21 protein-coding genes and 3 pseudogenes are annotated in these 21,360 nt (G+C 66.3%); 15 read left to right on the top strand and 9 right to left on the bottom strand.

Features of this window, described 5'->3' with window-relative positions; all coding sequences use genetic code 11:
• The first annotated feature begins 7 nt into the window (after window positions 1–7).
• Both BMY25_RS19275 and BMY25_RS19270 read left to right on the top strand, forming a co-directional pair.
• Window positions 8–1,312, top strand: a complete 1,305-nt coding sequence (locus BMY25_RS19275) for a c-type cytochrome (RefSeq protein WP_092499718.1) — start codon at window positions 8–10, stop codon at window positions 1,310–1,312.
• A gap of 147 nt (window positions 1,313–1,459) precedes the next feature.
• A complete protein-coding gene (locus BMY25_RS19270) occupies window positions 1,460–2,059 on the top strand; it encodes a cysteine hydrolase family protein (RefSeq protein WP_238858435.1) in 600 nt (199 codons plus the stop codon).
• 27 nt (window positions 2,060–2,086) lie between these two features.
• On the opposite strand, the gene BMY25_RS19265 is transcribed toward BMY25_RS19270, so the two are convergent.
• The 3 genes from BMY25_RS19265 to BMY25_RS19255 are packed head-to-tail and all read right to left on the bottom strand — an operon-like array spanning window position 2,087 to window position 4,911.
• On the bottom strand, window positions 2,087–2,812 hold the full coding sequence (locus tag BMY25_RS19265) for an SIS domain-containing protein (RefSeq protein WP_092499724.1): 726 nt from the start codon (window positions 2,810–2,812) through the stop codon (window positions 2,087–2,089).
• Between the two features lie 54 nt (window positions 2,813–2,866).
• Window positions 2,867–4,378, bottom strand: a complete 1,512-nt coding sequence (locus tag BMY25_RS19260) for an FGGY-family carbohydrate kinase (protein WP_092499716.1) — start codon at window positions 4,376–4,378, stop codon at window positions 2,867–2,869.
• Complete coding sequence (locus BMY25_RS19255; protein ID WP_177176957.1) at window positions 4,375–4,911, bottom strand: SDR family oxidoreductase; 537 nt, start codon at window positions 4,909–4,911, stop codon at window positions 4,375–4,377. The genes BMY25_RS19260 and BMY25_RS19255 overlap by 4 nt, the downstream gene beginning before the upstream one ends.
• 100 nt (window positions 4,912–5,011) lie before the next feature.
• On the opposite strand from BMY25_RS19255, the gene BMY25_RS19250 reads away from it, so the two are divergent.
• A complete protein-coding gene (locus BMY25_RS19250) occupies window positions 5,012–5,749 on the top strand; it encodes an MBL fold metallo-hydrolase (RefSeq protein ID WP_092499714.1) in 738 nt (245 codons plus the stop codon).
• Between the two features lie 72 nt (window positions 5,750–5,821).
• Complete coding sequence (locus BMY25_RS20580) at window positions 5,822–6,046, top strand: hypothetical protein (protein WP_143062049.1); 225 nt, start codon at window positions 5,822–5,824, stop codon at window positions 6,044–6,046.
• Between the two features lie 178 nt (window positions 6,047–6,224).
• Here the strand turns inward: BMY25_RS20580 and BMY25_RS19245 are convergent, their stop codons facing one another.
• Window positions 6,225–7,016 (bottom strand): IclR family transcriptional regulator, encoded by a 792-nt coding sequence (locus BMY25_RS19245; RefSeq protein WP_092499712.1) that lies wholly within the window; start codon window positions 7,014–7,016, stop codon window positions 6,225–6,227.
• 167 nt (window positions 7,017–7,183) lie between these two features.
• On the opposite strand from BMY25_RS19245, the gene BMY25_RS19240 reads away from it, so the two are divergent.
• The 7 genes from BMY25_RS19240 (at window position 7,184) to BMY25_RS19210 (ending at window position 14,498) form a co-directional block, all read left to right on the top strand.
• A complete protein-coding gene (locus BMY25_RS19240; protein ID WP_092499710.1) occupies window positions 7,184–8,248 on the top strand; it encodes an ABC transporter substrate-binding protein in 1,065 nt (354 codons plus the stop codon).
• A gap of 16 nt (window positions 8,249–8,264) precedes the next feature.
• Complete coding sequence (locus tag BMY25_RS19235; RefSeq protein ID WP_092499708.1) at window positions 8,265–9,773, top strand: sugar ABC transporter ATP-binding protein; 1,509 nt, start codon at window positions 8,265–8,267, stop codon at window positions 9,771–9,773.
• Window positions 9,770–10,732 (top strand): ABC transporter permease, encoded by a 963-nt coding sequence (locus BMY25_RS19230; RefSeq protein ID WP_092499706.1) that lies wholly within the window; start codon window positions 9,770–9,772, stop codon window positions 10,730–10,732. Before BMY25_RS19235 ends, BMY25_RS19230 begins: the two co-directional genes overlap by 4 nt.
• Before the next feature lie 38 nt (window positions 10,733–10,770).
• Window positions 10,771–11,703, top strand: a complete 933-nt coding sequence (locus BMY25_RS19225) for an ABC transporter permease (RefSeq protein ID WP_428976990.1) — start codon at window positions 10,771–10,773, stop codon at window positions 11,701–11,703.
• Window positions 11,704–11,748: 45 nt separating this feature from the next.
• Entirely contained in the window at window positions 11,749–13,047 is a 1,299-nt protein-coding gene (locus tag BMY25_RS19220) for an alanine racemase (RefSeq protein WP_092499702.1), read from the top strand.
• 75 nt (window positions 13,048–13,122) lie between these two features.
• Complete coding sequence (locus BMY25_RS19215; RefSeq protein WP_092499700.1) at window positions 13,123–13,467, top strand: RidA family protein; 345 nt, start codon at window positions 13,123–13,125, stop codon at window positions 13,465–13,467.
• A 17-nt stretch (window positions 13,468–13,484) separates the two neighbouring features.
• Window positions 13,485–14,498: a succinylglutamate desuccinylase/aspartoacylase family protein gene (locus BMY25_RS19210; RefSeq protein WP_092499698.1), complete on the top strand. Its 1,014-nt coding sequence runs from the start codon at window positions 13,485–13,487 to the stop codon at window positions 14,496–14,498.
• A 56-nt stretch (window positions 14,499–14,554) separates the two neighbouring features.
• On the opposite strand, the gene BMY25_RS19205 is transcribed toward BMY25_RS19210, so the two are convergent.
• The 4 genes from BMY25_RS19205 to BMY25_RS19190 form a co-directional block, all read right to left on the bottom strand.
• Window positions 14,555–15,313, bottom strand: a complete 759-nt coding sequence (locus tag BMY25_RS19205; protein ID WP_092499696.1) for a creatininase family protein — start codon at window positions 15,311–15,313, stop codon at window positions 14,555–14,557.
• 7 nt (window positions 15,314–15,320) lie between these two features.
• Window positions 15,321–16,319, bottom strand: a complete 999-nt coding sequence (locus BMY25_RS19200) for a phosphotriesterase family protein (RefSeq protein WP_092499694.1) — start codon at window positions 16,317–16,319, stop codon at window positions 15,321–15,323.
• Window positions 16,320–16,369: 50 nt separating this feature from the next.
• A complete protein-coding gene (locus BMY25_RS19195) occupies window positions 16,370–17,560 on the bottom strand; it encodes a glycoside hydrolase family protein (protein WP_092499692.1) in 1,191 nt (396 codons plus the stop codon).
• Window positions 17,561–17,698: 138 nt separating this feature from the next.
• Entirely contained in the window at window positions 17,699–18,235 is a 537-nt protein-coding gene (locus tag BMY25_RS19190; RefSeq protein ID WP_092499690.1) for an ROK family protein, read from the bottom strand.
• Window position 18,236: 1 nt separating this feature from the next.
• Here BMY25_RS19190 and BMY25_RS21385 point away from each other — a divergent pair.
• The 4 genes and pseudogenes from BMY25_RS21385 to BMY25_RS19170 all read left to right on the top strand — a co-directional run.
• Window positions 18,237–18,425: pseudogene (locus tag BMY25_RS21385) on the top strand (sugar ABC transporter substrate-binding protein); the annotation flags it as partial.
• Window position 18,426: 1 nt separating this feature from the next.
• Window positions 18,427–18,717: pseudogene (locus BMY25_RS19180) on the top strand (SDR family oxidoreductase); the annotation flags it as partial.
• A gap of 265 nt (window positions 18,718–18,982) precedes the next feature.
• Entirely contained in the window at window positions 18,983–19,351 is a 369-nt protein-coding gene (locus tag BMY25_RS19175) for a RidA family protein (protein ID WP_092499686.1), read from the top strand.
• Between the two features lie 36 nt (window positions 19,352–19,387).
• The gene (locus BMY25_RS19170) at window positions 19,388–20,869 is read left to right on the top strand and encodes a M81 family metallopeptidase (RefSeq protein ID WP_092499684.1); all 1,482 of its coding nucleotides are present in this window, start codon (window positions 19,388–19,390) and stop codon (window positions 20,867–20,869) included.
• Here BMY25_RS19170 and BMY25_RS19165 read toward each other — a convergent pair.
• Window positions 20,866–21,300, bottom strand: a pseudogene (locus tag BMY25_RS19165) (IS5 family transposase); the annotation flags it as partial. The gene BMY25_RS19170 and the pseudogene BMY25_RS19165 sit on opposite strands and share 4 nt — an antisense overlap.
• Window positions 21,301–21,360: the final 60 nt, after the last annotated feature.

Here is a 21,360-nt window from a genome sequence, read left to right as displayed (position 1 = left end):
CACGGTAATGAAGCGTTGGGGGCTGGCTCTTCTTGCCGTTATCGTCATCCTGATCGTCGCGGTCGGAGCCTTTCTTTTCATCCCGCACCGCCTTGAGGAGGTGTCGGCACCGCAGGGCATGCCGACCGGGCAGGCCCTGGTCCAGCGCGGCGAGTACCTCGCCCGCGCGGCCGATTGCGTGGCCTGCCACACCGCGCCGGGCGGCAAGCAATATGCCGGGGGGCTGCCGTTCAAGCTGCCGGTCGGCACGATCTATGCGCCCAACATCACGCCGGACAAGCGCAGCGGCATCGGCGACTGGTCGGACGCGGAGTTCGTGCGCGCCATGCATCACGGCGTCGGCAAGAACGGCGAGGATCTCTATCCCGCCTTCCCCTATGCCTCCTACGCGCTGATGACGACGGAAGACGCGCTAGCGGTGAAAGCCTATCTCTTCACCCTCGCCCCGGTGCAGGCGGACACCCCGGCCAATACGCTGAAGTTCCCCTTCGACCAGCGCCGCCTGATGCGGTTCTGGAAGCTGCTCTTCCTGCCCGGCCATCGCTTCCAGCCGGATAACGGCAAGTCGCCCGACGTGAACCGAGGCGCCTACCTAGTCGAAGCCCTCGCCCATTGCGGCGAATGCCATACCCCCCGCAACTTCATGTACGGGCTCGACAACGCCCACAAGTTCGCAGGCGCGGTAACTGAGGGCTGGAAGGCCTACAACATCACGTCCAGCAAGACCGCCGGGCTCGGCGACTGGTCGGATCAGCAGGTGGCGGACTACCTGTCCACCGGCCATGCCGACAAGCGCGGCTCCGCCGCCGGCAACATGGGCGAGGCCGTCTCGCTCAGCCTGCGCCACCTCACGCCCGACGATATCCGCTCCATGGTCGCCTATCTCCGCACGATTCCGTCGCAGGGGACGGCGACGACCGAGTCCGCGGTGGATCTCGATCCGCCTGCCCTGAAGGCATCCACTCCCTATTCGCCGACGCCGGACGAATTGCAGGACGCGAGCCTTGGTCTGCAGATCTTCCAGAGTGCCTGCGCCAGCTGTCACGCCTGGAACGGGGAAGGCCTGCAATCGCCGCACGCGGCGCTGATCGGCAGCCAGACGGCAAACGATCCGGAGGGCACCAACCTGATCCAGGTGATCCTGCGGGGAGCCAAGCTGGAGACCAACCAGGGCACGATCGCCATGCCGGCCTTCGGCAAGGCCTACAGCGACGCTGAGATCGCCGCGGTCAGCAATTACGTGATCGCCCATTTCGGCAACAAGAAGCCGGCGATCACGCCGGAGGACGTGGCCAAGGCCCGCGCCTTCTGACACGCCTTTCGGCGGGCGGTTCTGCCGCCCGCCGAACCCGCCGGCGACCGACGGCAGGAACGGAACGCACCGAGACGCCTTCTTAGCGACACGCCTGATTTCGGCAGGACATTCCGCCGCTCAGGCTGACGCAAGGAGACGACCGACGTGAGCGAGGACCCAAACACCCCTGCCCCCGGCTCGACCGCGCTGTTGATCGTCGACATGATCAACGATCTGGATTTCGGTGGCGGCAAGAGCATGCGGCCGGCCGTGCAAAAGGCGGCGGAGGCCATCGCCAAGCTCCGCGCCGAGGCGGACAAAGCGCATGTGCCGGTCGTCTACGTCAACGACAATTACGGCCAGTGGCATTCCCAGCAGTCGAAGATCGTCGAGTACTGCATGCGCGAGGGAAGCCACGGGCGGGACATTATCAGGACGATCGCGCCGCGCGAGGACGACTACTTCATCATCAAGCCGCAGTTTTCGGGGTTCTACTCCACCAACCTTCCCGTATTGCTGCCCCAGATCGGCGTCAGCCGCCTGATCCTGACGGGCATAGCCGCCGATATCTGCATCCTCTTCACCGCCGCCGACGCGCATATGCGGGAATACGATCTCTGGGTGCCGCGCGATGCGGTCGCCAGCCAGGACGGGCAGCGGACCGAATGGGCGCTGGAGATCATGAAGACCAGCATGGACGCGGAAACCCGACCGACGGACGAGTTCGCTCTGGCTGAATGGATCGAGCGAGCCGACAGCGACTGACCTTGGCCGCCGAGCGCGCCGTCTTGCTCAGAGATGAGGGTTGCGTGAGCGGAAGCGTTCCACCAGTTCGCTGTTGCGTTCCGCCGCGCCCGGCATGTTGGCGCTGATATAGACCGGCACGTCCTCGCCGGCGGCGGTCAGGCGCTGCGCGGCTTCGGCAAGAAGGCCGTTCAGGATCGCCGCTCCCACGACGGTGGAAATCGGCGCGGTGCGCAGGCCGCCACCGAGGTCGACCACCGCATCGCCGGCCGGTCCCTTGTTGTCGAGCACGATATCGGCGACCTCGGCCAGTCGCTCCCGCCCGTTGGCAGCCGCGCGGGAATAGATCTCCGACGTCACGGCGATCACCGTCGCGCCACGCTCGCGTCCGATATGGGCCGCCTCCACCGGCACCGCGTTCACGCCGCTGTTGGAGAAGACGAACATCACGTCGCCGGCGCCGATCGCATAACGCGACAGCACGATGGCTGCGAGCCCGGGCGTTCGCTCCAGCGCAGAACCCGCGACCGCTCCCTCATGCAGCATCACGGTGCTCGCCAGAACCGGGACGACGCAGGCAAGCCCGCCGGCGCGATAATGGCCTTCCTCGGCCATCATGTGGGAATGGCCCGTGCCGAAGACATAGACCAGCCGGTCGTCGCGGATCGTTCGCACCAGCGCAGCCGCCGCCGCCTCGAACGCATCTTCCTGCCCGTCCACCACCGTCGCCACCCGCCCGGCGGCATCCGCCAGATAAGCCTTCATCCCATTCATGCTCATCCCCTCACCTCCCCCGTCGCATCCCGTGGCGCGCCCCTCGTCGCGCGCTCACGTTGCGCGCTCCCGTCGCGCAATGTCGATCATCCCGTCCGCAGCCGCGCGGTATCGTTCAAAGGCCGCCTCATAAAGAGCGTGATTCTCGAGATCCGGTTCATGCCGGCGTGAAATGCTGCTGGATGCAGCGACCGCTTCGCGCACGGAACCGAAGCGCCCGATGGAAACCGCGGCGAGGAGAGCCGCCCCCTTCGCGCCGAACTCGGTCCCTTCCGGCACCACGACAGGCACACCCGTCACATCCGCCAGCATCTGCGTCCAGAATCGGCTTCGCGAAGCACCGCCCACCAGCCGTACCTCGGAAATCGGCTGTTCCATCACGGAGTAGCAGTCGCGAATGGCGAACATCATGCCTTCGTAGACAGCGCGGACGAGATGGGCGCGTCGATGCGCGGGAGTCAGGCCGGAGAACCCGGCCCTCACGCGCGGCTCCACCCGGGGCGCGATGATGCCGACCTCACTGAGATAAGGCACGTAGGTCGCTCCCTGCGCGCCTGTCCCGGCCTCTGACGCCAACGCCTCCAGCCGGGCGAACCGGTCGGGACCGTCGAGATCCGGGCAGAGCGTTGAAAGGCACCAGTCCAGGTTCACGGTGCCGGCGACATTGACCATGGCGCGGAACCAGTGGTCGCCGGGGAGAGTGAAGAGCAGGCCGAGATCAGGTGGCAGGAACAAGGGCGCTGCCGTGACCACGCCGCTAAGGCAGGTGGTGCCGAGCACGGTAACTGCGGTTCCAGGTTTGCTGCCCCCGGCACCGAGGACGCTTGCGGCGACATCGCCGGTGCCGATCGCGACCGGGGTGCCCGCTTCCAGGCCGGTCTCCTCGGCGGATTTCCTCGTGACCGCTCCGGCGGGAGCTTCCGAAGGCAGCACCTCGGGAAACAGGCGGGCCGCCGAGGAGAGCCCGAAGAGCTCCATCATCGCCGGGCTCCGGTCGCGCGTCATGGCGCTGCCGGGCGCGACGGCCGCTTCCGTGGGATCGGTGGCAAGATTTCCCGTCAGCCTCAGGCGGACGAAATCCTTCGCGCCGATCACGGCTCGTGCCCTTTGCATCACCTCCGGTTCGTAATCCAGCAGCCAGCGCACGAGCGGCAGCGTGCAGCCCTGCTGCATCACCGAGCCTGAGCTTTGGAATACTTCCGACATGAAGCCGGGAGTTCGCCGCTCAGCTTCGTCGATTTGCGCCTGTGCGCGCCCGTCGCTCCAGAGAATGCCCGGTCGCAGCGGAGAGCCGCTTGCGTCAATCACCCAGGCGCCGACCATGGCGCCGGAGATGCCGAGCGCGGCGATACCCTGCTGTCGGGCGGCCTCGCTGCCCGCCAGTTCCCGGCAGATGGAAACGACATTTCGCCAGAGAACGTCTGGATCGGCCTCGGACCAGCCGGGACGAGGTCGCTCGGTCGGCATCGGTCGGGAAGCGGTAAGCACTTCCCGCCCGTCTTCATCGAACAGCGCGCCCTTGGTCATGGACGAACCGAGGTCGAGGCCCAGGAGAAGCTCGGTCATGCCGACTTCTCCTCCCAGCCGCCATCGACGGGAAGGATCACCCCGTTCAGGTATGAAGGGCGCTCGGAGGTCAAGGATACCGCGACGTGCGCGACCTCACCGGCCCACGCGGCGCGTCCGAGCGGGATGGCCGACGTCATGGCGTGGAGGCAACCCGGTTCGGTCATCAGGGCCGATTTCATCGGCGTATCCCCGGGGACGCGCGTCAGCGGACCGATGCCGCCCTTTGTCGCCGCACGGCCGTCCGCACCGGAAACACGGGAGAGGGCATTGAAGGACGCGTTGTTGATGATCGACCCGCCGCCCCGCTCCACCATGAGCGGTGTTTCGCGCGAGACCTTCGCGGAGAAGGCCGCGTCGTCGATACTCTCAGCCACTCGCCCCGCTGTGCGGCCCGTGAAGTCGGCCACGACGACGTGGGCGCGGGCTTCCACATAGGCCTTTGGGGCGATCCGACGCTGCCCCGACGCGGCGCCCGTGACGCTCACGGTCCGGCCTGCGAAAGGCTTGTTCCCGTTGACCGTTTCCGTCATTGCTTGCTCCTGGACAGGACGGGCGCGAACCGTCTTCCGTCTGAGCCGCCCGAGCGGCAATCGTCCTCTTTCCCGCATCTGGCACTCACGAGGAACCCCGATGAAGATCTGTGATGGCATTTACCTGGTCGCCAGTGGCGGGTCCGGCTTCGATCTTTCGCACGATCTGGACTGCAATGCCTGGCTGATGGATGCGGGCGATGGCCTTGTTCTCTTCGACACCGGCGCGGGGTCCGAACCGGGAGCTCTCGCCGAAGCCATTCGCGACGACGGCCTCGATCCCGCCACGCTCCACACGATTTTCCTCACCCATGCCCACGCCGACCATTCCGGCGGGACCGTCTCCCTGCTTCGCGATGCGCCTGCCGCGCAAGTCACCTGCGGCGTGCGCACGGCCGAGATCCTGAAGGCGAAGGACGAGCGGCTGATCAGCCTCGACCGGGCGCGAGGCGGTTACTACCCGCTGGACTACGCGTGGGAGGCTCCGGCCGTTCATCGCGTCCTTGAGGCGGACCTGTCCTCCCGCTTCGGCGCGCTGGAGGTAACCCTGATCGAGACGCCAGGACACAGCGCGGACCATTGCTCCTTTCTCGTGAAGGATCGCGGGCGAACGTCGCTGATCTCGGGCGACGCGCTTTTTGCGGGCGGGCGCATCTTCCTGCAGGAAATCGAGGATTGCAGCGTGGCGCAGGCCATCGCGACGGTTCGCAAGCTGGCAGAGCTCCCGTTCGAGACGTTCCTGCCCGGCCATGGCCTGTTCTCGCTGCGGAACGGCAGCCGTCATGCGCAGGCCGGCCGCCAATACGCGGACCGCAACGTCCCGCCGCCCCAGCTCTGAGGCGCCGTCGCTTGCCGGCGCGCGGCGGTGATGCCCTAGCCGAAGAAGTATCGGGCCAAGGCGAAGGCGAAGATGACGATCACCGGCACCGCCGTCATGGCACCGCCGCTTACCAAAGCCTGGGCGGACCTTGGCCGGCTGGGCGGGAAAGCAGGCTTGCTTCTGTTCAACCGGATCGAGCAACTTCGCTCCCGCGGCAGGAATGCCCAACCCGCTGAAACCGATCATTCGAGCGGACGCCACCTCCGGGCAACTCGTCATGATCTTTCCAGGACGATGCGGAACGGCAACGATTGAGCGCGCGAGTTCGTCGGCATCTGCTTTCCCATCGTCACGCAGCGCGGCACCGTGCAGGCAAGCATCGGCGTCTCCCAAGTCAATCGGCACGGACGCGAGAGAAGCCATGGCGAAGTTCTCGCGTCCCTTCTGCTCTGCCGGGCTGTCGGCGCGCAGGTGAGATGACGGGCACCTCCGGTCAGTGTGCCGAAAGCTGGCGGGCTGCCGGAATCAGCAGATCCAGAAGTTCACGCCTCTGCTCCGCCACCAGTTCGGCCGGCACGACGAGGCAGAGCGTCCCGGCTACGCTGCCGTCCTGCCGGAGGATCGGCACGGCAAGGCAGGTTGCAAAGATGTCGACGAGGTTTCGGGTGACGCTGTAGCCCTCGCGCGCGGCGGCTTCCACCTCGGCCAGGAACTGATCGACGGAAAGCTGCTCGCCCGTGGGCAGCACGAAATCCTCCGGCGGGATGAAGTCGCGGATCTCCTGCGCGTCGAGATGGCTCAGAAGGAGCCGCCCTGAAGCGGTCCAGGGCAGCGGTACTTCCACCCCGACATCGACGGTGATCCGGAACAGTCCGGAGCCACTGCGGGATTCCAGCACGAGATACTTGTTGCCGCGCAATGCGCAGAACTGGGCCATCGCGCCGGTCTGCGCCGCCAGGCTTTCCAGGACGCCGCCGACACGACGATGCAAGGCATTGTTCTCGGCATAGGCGCGCCCGAACAGATAGGAGGCGCGGCCGAAATAGACCTGCCCTTCCGCCCCCGCCGGCTCAAGGATCTCCGCCTCGAGGAGCCGGTTGACGATCTCGTAGCAGGTGGAGCGCGGCGCGCCGATCGAGCGCGCGATTTCGCCGGCACGCATGGGCGCATGATGGCGCTGCAGCGCTTCCAGCACCGCGATGACGCGGTCGATCCCACGCTGCCGGTCAGGCTCACGGGCCGCCTTCGTTCCACTTCGCGAACTGGCCGCTTCCACCATGCTCATCCGAAATCGCTCTTCCTTTTTCTCACCCGGTCCACTCGAGAGCGCGGCCCTTGCGTCCACGCCTTTTCTGATCCTATGATCGCATCGTCTGATATATCGTCATATTGTCTGAAATATCGGACATTATCAAGTGCGCGAGGGGCGCACTCACGGTGAGGGGAACTGGCATGAGATCGGGTCTTTCGCAGACACTGTCGGGCGGCTTGCTGGCCGGCATCGGCGCGCTTTCCATTCTGGCATTCGCTGCTTCCAGTCCGGCCTTCGCGGCCTCCAACTGCATCAAAGGCGATCGCAAGCCGCCTTACAAGGTGGGTTGGGCAAACATCTATTCCGTGCCGACCTGGATGAAACAGACCGAGGGGACGATCACGAAGGAAGTCGCGGACCTCAAGAAGCAGGGCGTCGTCAAGGACCTGATCATCACCGATGCTCAGGGCAACGCCAACACGCAGATCCAGCAGATCCAGTCGATGATCGACTCCAACCTGGATGCGATCGTCGTCGACGCCGGTTCCTCCACCGCCCTGGACCGCGTGATTTCGGATGCCTGCGACAAGGGTATCGCCGTGGTCAACTTCGACAGCCTGGTCGACACCGACAAGCTGACGGCCAAGCTCAACACGGATTCCAACGAGTGGGGCCGCCAGGCCGCGCAGTGGATGGTCGACCGGCTCGGCGGCAAGGGCAAGATCATCATCATGAACGGCCCGGCCGGCGTTTCCGTCAGCGACGACCGCCGCAAGGGCGCGCAGCCGGTGCTTGATGCCAACAAGGGCATTCAGGTCCTGACCGAGACCAACACCGAGTACAACGTGGCGCCCGCGCAGGAAGCGATGACCAGCCTGCTCTTCAGCAACCCGGACATCGACGGCGTGCTTTCCCTCGGTGGAGCTCTGTCGGCCGGCGCGCTGCTCGCCTTCGACCGCCAGGGCCACGACCCCGTGCCGATCACCGGCGAGAACTACCGTCAGTTCCTCGAGCTCTGGAAGAAGGAAGGGGTGAAGGGCTGGGCGACGATGCAGCCGAACTGGCTCGGCGCGCTCGCGGTCTACACCGCCGTTCAGGCGTTGAACGGCAAGGACGTACCGGCCTATGTCAAGGTGCCGCTGCCCGTGATCGACGACAGCAACATCGGCAGCTATCTCGACCGCTCCAAGGACTTCCCGGCCGACGGCTACATCTACTCCGACTTCGACACGGCGCTTTTCGACAAGCTCCTGGCGCAGAAGTAGGACGAACGGAAAGGTCATGGCGGGATCCACCGCGTTCCTCGCAGCAAAGGGATTGTCGAAGGGCTTCTTCGGCAATCCCGTGCTGAAGGATGTCTCCATCTCGCTCGTCCCGGGCCGCGTCCATGCGCTGCTCGGCGAAAACGGCGCGGGCAAGTCGACGCTGATCAACCTCCTGTCCGGATCGCTCGCACCCGACGGGGGCGAGATCCTTATGGACGGGCAGCCGCTCTCGCGGCTGAACCCGGCGGGCGCTCGCAACGCCGGCATTGCGGTGGTCCAGCAGGAGTTGAGCCTCGCTCCCGACCTTTCGATCGCCGAGAACATCGGCCTTGGCGCCTATCCCCGGCGCCTGGGCTTCGTGGATTATCCCGAGCTTGCCCGTCGCACGGCCGAGGTGCGCGATCTCGTGGGCCTCGACGAACCGCTGGCGACGCCGGTCGGCACGCTGGCGCTCGGTCGCCGGCAGATGGTCGAGATCGCCAAGGCGCTGTTTCGCAAGCCACGCGTCCTGATCCTGGACGAACCGACCTCGTCGCTCTCCGCCCATGAAGCGGGAATCCTCTCGGCACTTGTCTTGCGCCTGAAGCAGGAAGGCGTCGCGGTCCTTTACATCTCGCATCGCCTCAACGAGGTGATGGCGCTTTGCGACTACGTGACGGTGCTGAAGGACGGCGTCTGCACCGCCGATCAGCCCCTGGCGGGCGTCGATGCGGAAGGTCTCGTGCGGCTGATGGTCGGCCGCGATGCCGGCGACCTCTTTCCGAAATGGGAGCCGAACGCGGCTGGCGACCTCCTTGTCGATGTCCAGGGCTTCTCCAGCGGCATGGCCCGCGACGTCTCCTTCACCGCCCGGCGCGGCGAAGTCGTCGGGATCGGCGGCCTTGTCGGCCAGGGGCAGGAAGATTTCGTCCTGGGACTTTACGGTGCGCTCGCCGCGCAGGCTGCCAGCGCGACGATCTGCGGCCAGAAGGCACCGTTCTCCTCGGTCGGTGCCGCGACGCGCGCCGGCCTTGCCTATGTCCCGGCCGACCGCAAGCACGAGGGGCTGATCCTGCCCCATTCCATTGCCTCCAACCTGATCCTGCCCTCGCTTGGTCGACTGAACCGCGCAGGCATGCGCGACCGGAGTGCCGAACGGAACCTTGTCTCCGATCTCGCCCGGCGGCTCACGATCAAGGGCGACACGGCGCGTCCCGTCCAGGCGCTGTCCGGCGGCAACCAGCAAAAGGTGGCGCTGGCCAAGTGGCTGCCGCTCGCGCCATCGGTGCTGCTTCTCAATGATCCGACGCGCGGCGTCGATATCGATACCAAGCGCGAGATCTATCTCATGCTGAGATCCTTTGCCGCCGAGGGCAAGACGGTGGTGCTGATCAGCTCCGACACGCCGGAACTCGTGCATCTCTGCGACCGCGTCACCGTGTTCCGCGAAGGCCGGGCGGTGGCGACCATCGCACGCGGACACATCACCGAGGAAGCGATCGTCGGCGCGGCCATGGGTGTGGAAGTCAGGGAGCAGGCCGCATGAGCACCCTTTCCTCACGCGAACCGCTGTTCTGGGCCGTCCAGCGCCAGCGCAATCGCGGCGTCATCGGCCTCTTCGTGGTCGTGATCGCGTTTCTCGCGCTCTATGCGTATCTCTTCCCCGGCCTCTTCACGCTTGGCGGATTTTCCAAGTTCACCCAGAACTGGTTCCCGCTGGCGCTGGTGGCCATGGCGCAGACCCTGCTCATGATGATGGGCGGCATCAGCCTTGCCATCGGCCCGCTCGTAAGTCTCGGGGCGGTGATCGCCGCGACCGTCATGGGCACGGCCTTCGGCGTTACCGGCGCCATCGTCGCGGTGCTTCTTGCCGGGCTCGTGGTGGGCGGCATTACCGGCGCGATCGTCAGCTACCTGCGCCTGCCCGCCATCATCGTCACGCTGGCCGGTTCCTTTATCATCGGCGGTATCGCGCTCATCATCCTGCCCCGGCCCGGTGGCGTTATTCCAGCCGGTTTCTCCGACTTTCTCGCCGGGCACACGCCGGCTGCCTTCGGCCTGCTTGTGGTGATCGTTATCCTCTGGAAGCTCTATCTCGCCACGCCTCTCGGGCTCGGGATCTACGCCGCCGGGGATAATCCGATCGGCGCCTTCCGTTCCGGCGTGGCGGTCAACCGCGTCCGCATCGCAACCTATGCCCTGAGCGGCCTGCTCACGACGCTGGCCGGCCTGTTCGTGGCCGCGCAGACCGGCTCGGGCGACCCGGTCATCGGAACGCCCTTCACGCTGAACTCCATCGCGGCGGCGGTTCTGGGCGGCGTCAGCTTCCTCGGCGGGCGCGGCACCATGCGCGGCGCACTCGCCGGCAGCCTGCTTCTCAGCGTCATGATCAACGTCATGTTCTTCCTGGGCTTCCCGCCGGTGGCGCAATACATCGCGCAGGGCCTGATCATTGTCGGCGCCGTGGCGATCCCGCAATTCACCGGCCGCTGGAGGCGTTCCTGATGCCCGCTCCCGCTTCTTCCTCCGCGTCTGGCTCCGTCATGCGCAACCTGCTCCGCAACGGCCCGTTTCTGACGCTGCTCCTGGTCGCGATCGTGTGGATCGGCGCGAGCTTCTTCTCCCGCGGCTTCGGCACGTATGGCCATCTCCGCTACATCCTGGAGCTCGCCTCGATCATCGGTATCGTCGCGGCCGGACAGACGCTGGTCGTCATCGGCGGCGGCATCGACCTGTCCGTGGGCGCGGTGATCACCGTGACGGCGATCACGCTACCCATGCTCTCGCCGGCCTGGGACCCCACCGGCATATTCGGCATCGTGGCCGTTCTGGCGCTTGCGTCGCTGATCGGGCTGATCAACGGCATTGGAGCCGCCTTCCTCAAGGTCCCGCCGATCATCATGACGCTGGCAATGGCGACGCTGCTGCAGGGCTTCCTGGTGATCGTCGCCGGCGGCAGCGCCGTCTCGGTTGAAAACGCGGCGGTCATCTGGCTGGGCTCGGCGCGCCCCGGCGGTATTCCGGCCGACATCTTGCTCTGGGTGGCAGTGATGGTCGGCGTCCTTCTCCTGCTGCATCGCACCGCCACCGGCGCCCGTTTCTTCGCTATCGGCGCGAACAGCATCGCAGCTCGACTTTCCGGCGTGAACGTGGAACGGACCACGCTGCTGCTCTTCACGCTGAGCGGCTTCTTCGCGGGACTCGCCGGCCTGCTTGTGCTCGGCATGAACCGGCAGGGCTATGTCGGCATCGGCGACCCCTACCTCCTGACCTCCATCGCCGCTGTCGTGCTTGGCGGCACCTCGATCCTCGGCGGCGCGGGGACCTACGCCGGCACCATCCCGGGCTCCGTGCTGCTGGTCACGATCACCGCGCTGATCACCGTGGTCAACGCCTCGCCCGGCTGGCGCAACATCATGTTCGGGGGACTGATCCTCATACTTCTGCTCCTTTCCGGGCGGGAAAAGCAGCGATGACGGTCGCTGCCGGAGAGCCGAACATTTCCAGGACGGACATTGCAAATGACTGAAGCCTTCGAGACGCTGGACGACCGCATTCGCGGCGTACCTCCGGGCATCGCGCCGGTCGCGCTTGACGATGTCGGCCGTCAGGGCTGGCGTCCGACGGACGGGCGCATGTCCCTTCCCGTGCTGACGCTCGACCGCGCGGCCTTCGACAACAACCGCGACCAGATGCTCGGTTATGCCCGCGACGAAGGCGTGGCGATTGCGCCGCATGCCAAGACGCCGATGTCGCCGGAGCTCGCGAAATCTCTGGTGGATGCCGGCGCATGGGGCACGACCGTCGCGGACATCCGCCAGGCTTCCGTCATGCTGAAGGCCGGGTTCCGCCGGTTGATCCTCGCCAATGAGATCGGGGGACTGAACGCCGCCCGGCGGCTTGCCGCGCTGCTCGCCGGTCATCGGGATTCCGAACTTTATCTCTTCGTGGATTCGGTCGAGGCGGCGCAGGCGGTAATCGCCGCATGGGGTGAGCGGCCCGACCTCCCCGAGATCCGACTGCTGCCGGAAGTCGGCGCCGGACGTGCCGGCGCGCGTTCGCTCGATCATGTGGGGGCCATAATGGAGGCGATCGACAGCGCCGCTTCCGACCGGGTTCTGCTGGGCGGGGTGGCGACCTATGAGGGCGCGGCCGCCACGGCCGACCCGGACGAGACCGGCCGCATCATCGCCGCCCTGCTGGCGCTCACGGCCGACGCTTACGGTCTGGTGCGCGAAACCGTCGGCCCTTCGGCTCCCCTGATCGTGACGGCCGGTGGCTCCGTGCATTTCGACCGCGTGGTGGATGCGTTAAAGCCCGTTCTGGCTCTCGATCCCGCGGCGACGCTGGTTCTGCGCAGCGGCGCGGTTTTCTTCCATGACCACGGTATCTACGAGCGCGGCATGGCGGCGCTCGACGGGCGTCGCGGCTTCCGGCGCGGTGGCGAGGTGGCTGCCGCCAGCGACAGCTTCCGCCCGGCGCTGCGGATCTGGGCCGAAGTGCTGTCACGGCCGGAGCCGGGCATCGCGATCTGCGGCATGGGCATGCGAGACGTCTCCTCCGACCAGGACCTGCCGCGCCCGCTCCGCGCCTATCGCGACGGGCAGCCTGCCGGCTTCGATCTCGGTGATACGCGCGTGGCCCGGCTGAACGACCAACACGCCTTCCTCGCCGTTCCCGAGGGGAGCCAGCTTGCCGTCGGTGACGTCGTGGAGTTCGGCATCTCGCATCCCTGCACCTGTCTCGACCGCTACCGCGTGATCTTCGCGCTGGACGAGACGGGTACGGTGAGCGCCGCCTATCCGACCAGCTTCGGCTGAACCCCGCCCTCCCAGGCATTCACCGGGCCGGGCTCGTCCCGGCTCCCGAACTCACGTCAGAAGAAAGCAGAGAGAATGATCAAGCGTTTCCAGAGCGGCTCGCGCATGAGCCAGGCCGTGGCCTTCAATGGCGTCCTCCACATTGCCGGCCAGGTCGCGGACAACCGCAAGGGCGGCCTTGAGGAGCAGACCCGCGACGTGCTCGCCAAGATCGACGCGCTGCTGGCGGAAGCCGGTACGGACAAGTCCAAGCTTCTGGCCGTCAACGTGTTTCTGCCGGCGATCGTGGACTTCGACGGCATGAACAGCGTCTACGACAAGTGGATCGACCCGGCGAACCCGCCCGCCCGCGCCTGCACCGAAGCGCGCCTCGCCGATCCGGATCTCCGGGTCGAGATGACCGCGGTCGCCGCGATCTGAACGGGCAGGAGAAGGGAATGCATACCGGACTCGCCCATTCCATCGACTTCGAGCGGCAGGGGAAGCAATTCGATTTCCTGAGCCTTCCCTTCTCCATCGACCGCTCGCCCTATTACCAGATCAAGATTCCGATCTGCCGTGTCCGCAATGGCGACGGGCCAAGCGTCCTGCTGATGGCCGGCAATCACGGCGACGAATATGAGGGCGAACTGTCGCTGGCACGACTGATCCGCAAGCTCGATCCGGCGCGCCTTTCCGGCAGCATCACCATCCTGCCGATGACCAACATGCCCGCGGTCATGGCGGCGCGGCGGTGCTCGCCTTTCGACAACGGCAACCTGAACCGCGCCTTTCCCGGCGACGCGGCGGGCACGCCGACGCAGCGCATCGCCTATTTCCTCGAGCACGACCTCTTTCGCCGCCACGAGATCGTCTTCGACCTGCATTCCGGCGGCACGTCCATGGCGCACCTGCCCTGCACGCTGATCGAGCGGCAGCGCGAGCCGGCCAAATTCGAGCGCGCGCTGGAACTCATGCGCGCGATGGGCCTGTCGCACGGCTTCGTCGCCGATAACGGCCCGGCCGCGCCGACCTCGATGGGCGCGGCGCTGCGAGCCGGTGCGCTCGGGCTTTCCGGTGAATGCGGCGGCGGCGGCACGACCACGCCGGACACGATGGCCAAGACCGCCGGCGCGATCGACCGCCTCCTCCTGGCGCTCGGCATGGTGGACGCGCCGGTGCTGAGCCCCTCGGGCCTGGCGCAACCGGAGCCGCTGCAGCTTCTCTCGCTATCCCGGCACTCGCAGGGGATCTACTCCACCCGACGTGGCTGGTTCGAGCCCGCCGTGCCGCTCGGCGCGCGCGTCCAGGCCGGCGATGTCGCGGGCTGGTATCACGACCTTGAGCGCCTTGAGGAGCCGGAAGCCGTGCTCCGCTTCGCGGAAGCCGGCATCGTGATTTCGCACCGGTTGCACAGTCATTCGGAAGCAGGCGACTGCCTGATCCAGGTGGCGGAACCGATCGACGGCTGATCCACCGGCCGGGCGGCATGAGCCGGCCCGGCGCTTCCGGTCGATCCAGCGGTGCCTCAGGCCTGCGGTTGACGCTCGTGAAGGCGCGCGACGAGTTCGGCCATGCGGTCGAGCACCGCGTCGAGGATGGTCCTGCCCTTCTCCGCCGTGGCGGCGCGCGCGTCCCCCAGAACGGGGCTGTCGGAGAACTCGCTCCAGCGATACGGCACCTCGCCGAAATCGTCGGGAAAGGCCGGATAATTCTCGATGGCCTCGTCCATCCGCACATGCTCGGGCGCGAGATGCAGCATGTAGGATGTCTCGATCTCGCAGGCATGCATGAAGGCGGGATGGGCCGCCGGCCGCTCGCGCACCGCCTCGGTCGGCGTTCCGGCGCCAGGATAGTTGAAGGCGGCAAGCGTCACCCCCTCCTCCTTCAGCACGCGCTGCGCGTCACGGATCGCCACCGCGTTGCCGTAGTGGGCGTTGATCGCGACGATTGTGGAAAGTCCCTTGGTCCTGGCCGCGCGGCCGATCTCCACCAGCGTGCGCGAAACCGTCTCGTTGGACAGGGTGAACGAACCCGGCGCATCGGCCAGCGACCAGACCTGTCCGAAAGGCAGCAGCGGGAGCAGCAGCAGCGGCGTTCGTCCGGCGACACGCTCCACCAGTCGCTCCGCCAGCCGGCGGGCCAGGATGTTGTCGGTGCCGGCCGGCAGGTGGTCGCCGTGAGATTCCACCGCCCCCATGGGAAGGAGCACGACCGGACGCCGGGCCAGCAGCGTCCGCATCTCGCGATCGTTGAGCAACTCGGCGTCGGTTTCCTGAACGGTCACGACAGCATCACCCCCTGAACACGAAGGCGCGCCGCGGATTTTCCACCATGAAGGTGTGGATCAGAGCGCGACCGTCGAAGCCCGCCTCGTCGGCTTCCTCGATGAAGCGGGGCACCCAGCTTTCCAGGATGTAGCCGAGCCCCAGACCGCCCTCGCCATAGTTGCGGTACATGGTACGGCGGGCGATGTCGCCGCCGATGAGGAGCTGTTTCTCGTGGCCGCGCTTCACCAGCCTCAGGATGCAGTCGATCAGTACGCTTTCCGGGTGATACTTGATGCGGCTGATCCCGTCGAAGCACATGAAGACACCCGTCTCCGCCGCCTTGGCATGCACCCACGGATCGGGATTGCGGTCGACATGCGCGATAGTGAGGCGGTTGGGATCCACCCCCTCGGCCTTGACGATCGCCAGTTGCTCCAGGATCAGCGTTCCGAGTTCGGTATGCGAATGGATCGGTGCGCCGGTTTCCTTGTGCGCGTCGAGCACGGCGCGCATGACCTTGTCCTCGGCGGTCGATATCGTGTTGTAGCCGGTGCCGAACTTGACCACGCCGCCGCGCAGGTCCGTGCCGTCCATGCCTTCCGTCACCTCGCGCACCACATGGGCGCGGATCGCCGCCCGGTCATGCGCGTCGATCCAGGCCTGGAACGTGCCGCCCGTGCCCGCCATCTGGCCCGGCCACATGATCGCCTTGTTGAAGCCGGCGGTGGCGATGATCTTGATGCCGGTCCGCTCGGAAATCGTCTTCAGCGCCACCGGATCGCGGCCGTAGTCGATTGCCGTCGCATCGTAGACGGACTGGCCGCCGGCAGCGGTGAAAAGCTCCACGTCCTTGATGGACGCCTCGACGTCATCGATCATGAAATCGTCGAGCTTCTTCTCCCTCCACAGAGGCGGAATGCAGAAGAGGTGGTCGTGGGCATAGGTGACGCCCAGCGTCTCCGGCGCGACATCGCCGGTCAGCGTCCTGACGAAGCCCGCGCGGGCGGTTCCGGAAGCAGTCATCGACGTTTCTCCGTATTCAGGGTGGCGGCAATCTTGGGCCCCAAGCCTGCTCAGGCCGCTACAGCGGCGACAGCCCGGCGCACCCAGTCCAGCCGCTTTTCCGGAATGAGCCCGTAATTGTAGTAGTTTATCCCCTCCGCCCCCGCCTCGATCGCGGCCTTCGAGCGAGTGGCGAGCGTCGCCGCATCGGGCACCTCGGGATAGAAGACGCGGAAGCCGGTGCCCAGATACTTTTCCGGGCCGACCGCCTCGCGGCCCGCCGAGATCAGTTCCCGCACGGCGTCGGGCTCCATGCCATAGGCGCAGAGGATGATGCCGTCCGACACCTCGGCCAGCGCGGCCGTGTCGCAACCGCCGAGCCAGCCGTCCTTCAGGTCGATCACATAGATCTTGCTGGCGGGATCGGCGGTGGCGCGGATTTCCTGAACGAGGCTCGTAACGGGCTCGAAGCGCCACATCAGGAAATCGTGGACTTCCGGGTAGGACTTGAAGACATCGAGGCCGGCGGCGGGGAAATCCGGCCAGCGCGCCTGCGGCACCTCGCGCTCGCACATCTCATCGATCCAGCCGCGCACCGTCGCCTGCGCCTTCGCGATATCCACCCCGGCGGCGGACGCCCGCTTGTGGCAAGCATCGCAGAAGCAAAGCGAGAGCAGGAAATCGTCCTCCGGCGTCAGACCGACACCGTCCTTCTCGTGGTGATACTCATGCGCAAAGCCCATGAAGGAGGGACTTTCCAGTTCCACCGCGTCCGGCCGGTAGCGGGCGGTGACATCCGCTACCATGGTCATCACGTAGGCTCGCGCATCGGGATGCGACGGGCACAGATTGTAGTAGTTCGGGTCACCGAAGGCGTTTCGCGTCACGACCTCAGGATGCAGCATGCCGATGCGGGTGTTGTGGAGGCAGACGGTCCAGAGCGACACCTTCATGCCGCCGTCCTCGTCGCGCCGGCGCACCAGTTCCGCCAGCACGTCGCCACCTTCCGAGATGACGCTTGCGACCACCGGCTGGATCGTCACGCCCTCCCAGCGCTCCGGCGTCGGCTGAAAGTAGATGGTCCCGTCCTCGGGGAAGTAAGCCTTGCGCGCCGGGCTGCGCGGCTGCAGGAACCGACCGGCATGGTAGGACGTGGCGAGACTGATCGTGTTCAGCCCGGCGCGATTGCGAAGATCCGCGACGGTGCGATCGAAGCCAAGGTCCTGGATATCCCAAGGGTAAGTCCACATCGACAAATGCACGCGCTCGGCTCCCGCTTTTTACCCGTTGACGCAAATAACTATAAGGCATCGAGGGGCTTGGCTATCGCGTCTTCGGGATTGTGGGGACTTGCTCACCCACGTTCCAGTGCCCGGCGTCGCCGCGCGCGCCCGATGAGTTCAGACCGCGAACTGCAGGGCTTCCGAGAGCACCAGCCCGGCCGCGCCGCGAAGCGCCGCCACGTCTTCCGCATCGCCGGCGACGATCTCGACCTCTCCGCCGGGGCGGGTTGGCACAAGCTGGCGCACATGCCGGTCGATGGCTTCCGTCATCACCGGCCCACCGCCGACCACGTCGCCATGCAGGATGAAGAAGTTGGGCGCCATGGTCTGTTGCAGGTTCGCAATTCCCACAGAGACATTGCGGGCGTAGCGGTCGAGCAACGCCGAGGCCGTCTCGTTGCCCTCACCCGCCACCGCCACCAGCCTGCGGGCGTTCATGCCGGCGGGATCCGGCAAGCCCAGCGCCGCCGCTTCCCCTCGCAACCATCGCAGCGTGGCGATGGTTTCCCAGCAACCTCGCCGCCCGCAGCGGCATAGCTCACCGTCGAGCTGGACAAAGGTGTGGCCGAGTTCGCCGCCTGCACCGGCGAGACCGCGATGGAGATGTCCCTCCAGGTAAAGGGCTCCACCCAGCGCCTCGCCGGTATAGATCACCTCCTACGAGGCGTTTCAGGCCCGCCTTGTGTCGTCCTTCGTGGCACATACGTCGGACGCCGATGTCATCAGCGTCGACCAGATGTGGTCCGGCCAGTATCTCGACAACGGCTGGATCGCGCCGCTCAACGACTTCATCAAGAATGACAAGTCCGTCGATATCGAGGACTTCATCCCGCAGGTCCTGCACTTATGCCCGGGCGCTCGCCACGGAATATGGCCGCGACGGTATCCGGGCGAATGCGATCTGCCCCGGCTCGGTCCGCACAGCCGCCTGGGACCACCGGATCGAAAAGGATCCGGACATCATCGCGCGCGTGTCGCGGCTCTATCCGCTGGGCCGGCTGGTGGAGCCGACCGAGGTCGCGAACGCCGCCGTTTTCCTGGCCTCGCCGCTTTCTTCCGGCATAACCGGAACGGCGTTGCCGGTGGATGCGGGACTGACCGCGGGCAATCTTTCCTTTATCGAGCAGATCGCCTGAGCGGCGTGCGACCATCGATTCGGAGGCCCGGCATGGCGACGATACGGGACCTGTATAATCCGGTGTTACTGCTCGATTCCGACGGGGTGGAACGCAACCTGAAATGCGGGCAGGATTCGTCGATAACAAGGTGTTCGCGTCCGGTCGCGCTTCAAAACGCAGAAGCTGCCCCGGCGCGGTCGTTCTCTTCGAGATGGTCGCTTTCACGGGGCGATGAGGTCGTGGAGGACCCATTTTTCTTTTCAAAAACAACAAGGTCCAGAACATGCCCAAGCAGACTTTCGGCACCGCCAAGGTGCCCCTTTCCCCGGCCGTGCGCGCCGGCGACTTCATCTTCATATCCGGCCAGACGCCTTACGGCGCCGATGGCGAGAATGTCGGCGGCACGATCGAGCACCAGACCCGACAGGTGCTGGAAAACGTCAGGGCCGCGCTGGCGCTGGCCGGCGCCGAGATGTCGGACGTGGTAAAGACCACCGTCTGGCTGGAAGACGCGCGCGATTTCCCCGCTTTCAATACGGTCTACGCGAGCTACTTCCCGTCCGAGCCGCCGGCCCGCACCACCGCCGAATCCCGGCTGATGGCCGACATCAAGGTCGAGATCGAGGCCGTCGCCTACAAGCCGCTCGGCTAACCCCCGTTCTTTCCCCACAGCTTCCCCGGGCCTTCCATGCGGATCTTCACAGCCTCGCTCGCCACCGAGACCAACACCTTCTCGCCGGTTCCCACGGATCGTCTTGCCTTCGAGGCGGCCTTCTATGCCGGGCCGGGGGAGCACCCGGAAACGCCGACGCTCTGCTCCTCGCCGGTGCCGATCCTGCGCCGGCGAGGGCGCGAGGAAGGCTTCGAGGTGATCGAAGGCACGTCCTGCTGGGCGGAGCCGGCGGGCCTCATCCAGCGCCAGACCTATGAGGGGCTGCGCAACGAGATCCTCGATCAGCTCCGCGCCGCCATGCCGGTCGACGGCGTGATCCTCGGCCTGCACGGGGCGATGGTGGCGCAGGGCTACGACGATCCGGAGGGCGATTTGCTCGCCCGTGTCCGCGAGATCGTCGGGCCGGATATCGTGATCGCCTCCGAATTCGATCCGCACAGTCATCTCACGGCCAAGCGCGTCGCCCAGCTCAACGCGATGGCGGCCTTCCTGGAATTCCCGCACACCGATTTCTTCGAGCGCGGCGAGCATCTGGTGGAGATCGGGCTGCGCGCCGTGCGCGGCGAGATCCGGCCGGAGATATCTACCTTCGACTGCCGGATGATCGGCATCTATCCGACCAGTCGCGAGCCCATGCGCTCCTTCGTGGATCGTATCGTCGCGCTGCAGGGCCAGGATGGCGTGCTTTCAGTTTCCATCATCCATGGCTTCATGGCGGGCGACGTGCCGGACATGGGCACGCAGATCGTGGTCGTGACGGATGGGCGGCGCGAGGAAGGCGACCGGCTCGCGCGCCGGATCGGGCTGGAACTCTACGCGCTGCGCGGCAAGACGGCGATGCCGATGGTGGATACCGACGGCGGCCTGGACCAGATGCTCCGGCTGCGTGAGGTGCATCCGGACAAGCCGGTGGTGATCGCCGATGTGTGGGACAATCCGGGCGGCGGCGTCGCGGGCGACGCGACCTGTGTTCTCCGCCGCATCATGGAGCGCGGCATCGACCGGGTGGCCGTCGCCACGATCTGGGATCCCATCGCGGTCTCCTTCTGCCATGCGGCAGGCGAAGGCGCGGTGATCAAGCTCCGCTTCGGCGGCAAGTCCGGTCCTGAGGGCGGCGAGCCGATCGATGCGGAAGTCGAGATCCTCCGCACCGCCGAGGAAGGCTGGCAGAGCTTCCGCAAGAGCAGGGTAACGCTCGGCCGGGCGGCCGTGATCCGCATCGTCGGGACCGAGATCGACGTGATCCTGATCACCAGCCGCACGCAGACCTACGAGCCCGACATCTTCTCCAACATGGGCATCGACTTCACGGCCAAGGACCTGCTGCTGGTGAAGTCGACGAACCATTTCTACGCGGGCTTCGCGCCGGTTGCCTCCGAGATCGTCTACGTCGTCGCGCCGACCTCCTATCCGACGAACCCCGCGATCACCGAATACAGGAAGCTGGATCGGGAGATCTGGCCGCGCGTCGCCGATCCACTCGGGGTGGACGGCTAGGTCGTAGACTCATAAGCTCTCAGCCATAGGCGTGTTGAGGCGATCAGGACGGCTGCGAGAAAGTTTCGGGCGAGCTTGTCGAAGCGCGTTGCGACACGGCGGAAGTGTTTGAGCTTGCAGAAGAACCGCTCCACGAGGTTGCGCCGGCGGTAGAGGGCTGGCTCAACGGAGCGCTGCACACGGACCCGGCTCTGGGTGGGGATATGCGCCTGTCCGCCTGTTTTGGCGACAAGATCGAGGATGGCGCGGCTGTCATAAGCGCGGTCCGCAACGAGTGCTCCGGCTGCGGGCAGGCCGACCAGCAGGTCCGGAACGGCGGTTTTGTCCGAAGCCTGGCCGGCGGTGATCAGCAGCCTCACTGGTAGGCCGTCCTGATCCACGACGGCGTGGATCTTCGTGCTCAGTCCGCCACGAGAACGGCCGATGGCGTGATCCGGACCCCCTTTTTACCGCCCGCCGCATGCTGGTGAGCGCGGACGATTGAGCTGTCG

It is taken from the genome of Faunimonas pinastri (genome assembly GCF_900110915.1).
Classification (GTDB): Bacteria; Pseudomonadota; Alphaproteobacteria; order Rhizobiales; family Afifellaceae; genus Faunimonas; species Faunimonas pinastri.
This window is presented reverse-complemented; position numbering and strand designations above follow the sequence as displayed.

Excerpts from the sequence above, each read along its gene's own strand:
- BMY25_RS19220 (WP_092499702.1), top strand. The coding sequence starts at position 11,749 with ATGACTGAAGCCTTCGAGACGCTGGACGACCGCATTCGCGGCGTACCT.
- BMY25_RS19265 (WP_092499724.1), bottom strand. The coding sequence starts at position 2,812 with ATGAATGGGATGAAGGCTTATCTGGCGGATGCCGCCGGGCGGGTGGCG.
- BMY25_RS19235 (WP_092499708.1), top strand. The coding sequence starts at position 8,265 with ATGGCGGGATCCACCGCGTTCCTCGCAGCAAAGGGATTGTCGAAGGGC.
- BMY25_RS19240 (WP_092499710.1), top strand. The coding sequence starts at position 7,184 with ATGAGATCGGGTCTTTCGCAGACACTGTCGGGCGGCTTGCTGGCCGGC.
- BMY25_RS19250 (WP_092499714.1), top strand. The coding sequence starts at position 5,012 with ATGAAGATCTGTGATGGCATTTACCTGGTCGCCAGTGGCGGGTCCGGC.
- BMY25_RS19170 (WP_092499684.1), top strand. The coding sequence starts at position 19,388 with ATGCGGATCTTCACAGCCTCGCTCGCCACCGAGACCAACACCTTCTCG.
- BMY25_RS19210 (WP_092499698.1), top strand. The coding sequence starts at position 13,485 with ATGCATACCGGACTCGCCCATTCCATCGACTTCGAGCGGCAGGGGAAG.
- BMY25_RS19215 (WP_092499700.1), top strand. The coding sequence starts at position 13,123 with ATGATCAAGCGTTTCCAGAGCGGCTCGCGCATGAGCCAGGCCGTGGCC.
- BMY25_RS19200 (WP_092499694.1), bottom strand. The coding sequence starts at position 16,319 with ATGACTGCTTCCGGAACCGCCCGCGCGGGCTTCGTCAGGACGCTGACC.
- BMY25_RS19225 (WP_428976990.1), top strand. The coding sequence starts at position 10,771 with ATGCGCAACCTGCTCCGCAACGGCCCGTTTCTGACGCTGCTCCTGGTC.
- BMY25_RS20580 (WP_143062049.1), top strand. The coding sequence starts at position 5,822 with ATGACGATCACCGGCACCGCCGTCATGGCACCGCCGCTTACCAAAGCC.
- BMY25_RS19245 (WP_092499712.1), bottom strand. The coding sequence starts at position 7,016 with ATGAGCATGGTGGAAGCGGCCAGTTCGCGAAGTGGAACGAAGGCGGCC.
- BMY25_RS19230 (WP_092499706.1), top strand. The coding sequence starts at position 9,770 with ATGAGCACCCTTTCCTCACGCGAACCGCTGTTCTGGGCCGTCCAGCGC.
- BMY25_RS19175 (WP_092499686.1), top strand. The coding sequence starts at position 18,983 with ATGCCCAAGCAGACTTTCGGCACCGCCAAGGTGCCCCTTTCCCCGGCC.
- BMY25_RS19260 (WP_092499716.1), bottom strand. The coding sequence starts at position 4,378 with ATGACCGAGCTTCTCCTGGGCCTCGACCTCGGTTCGTCCATGACCAAG.
- BMY25_RS19255 (WP_177176957.1), bottom strand. The coding sequence starts at position 4,911 with ATGACGGAAACGGTCAACGGGAACAAGCCTTTCGCAGGCCGGACCGTG.
- BMY25_RS19275 (WP_092499718.1), top strand. The coding sequence starts at position 8 with ATGAAGCGTTGGGGGCTGGCTCTTCTTGCCGTTATCGTCATCCTGATC.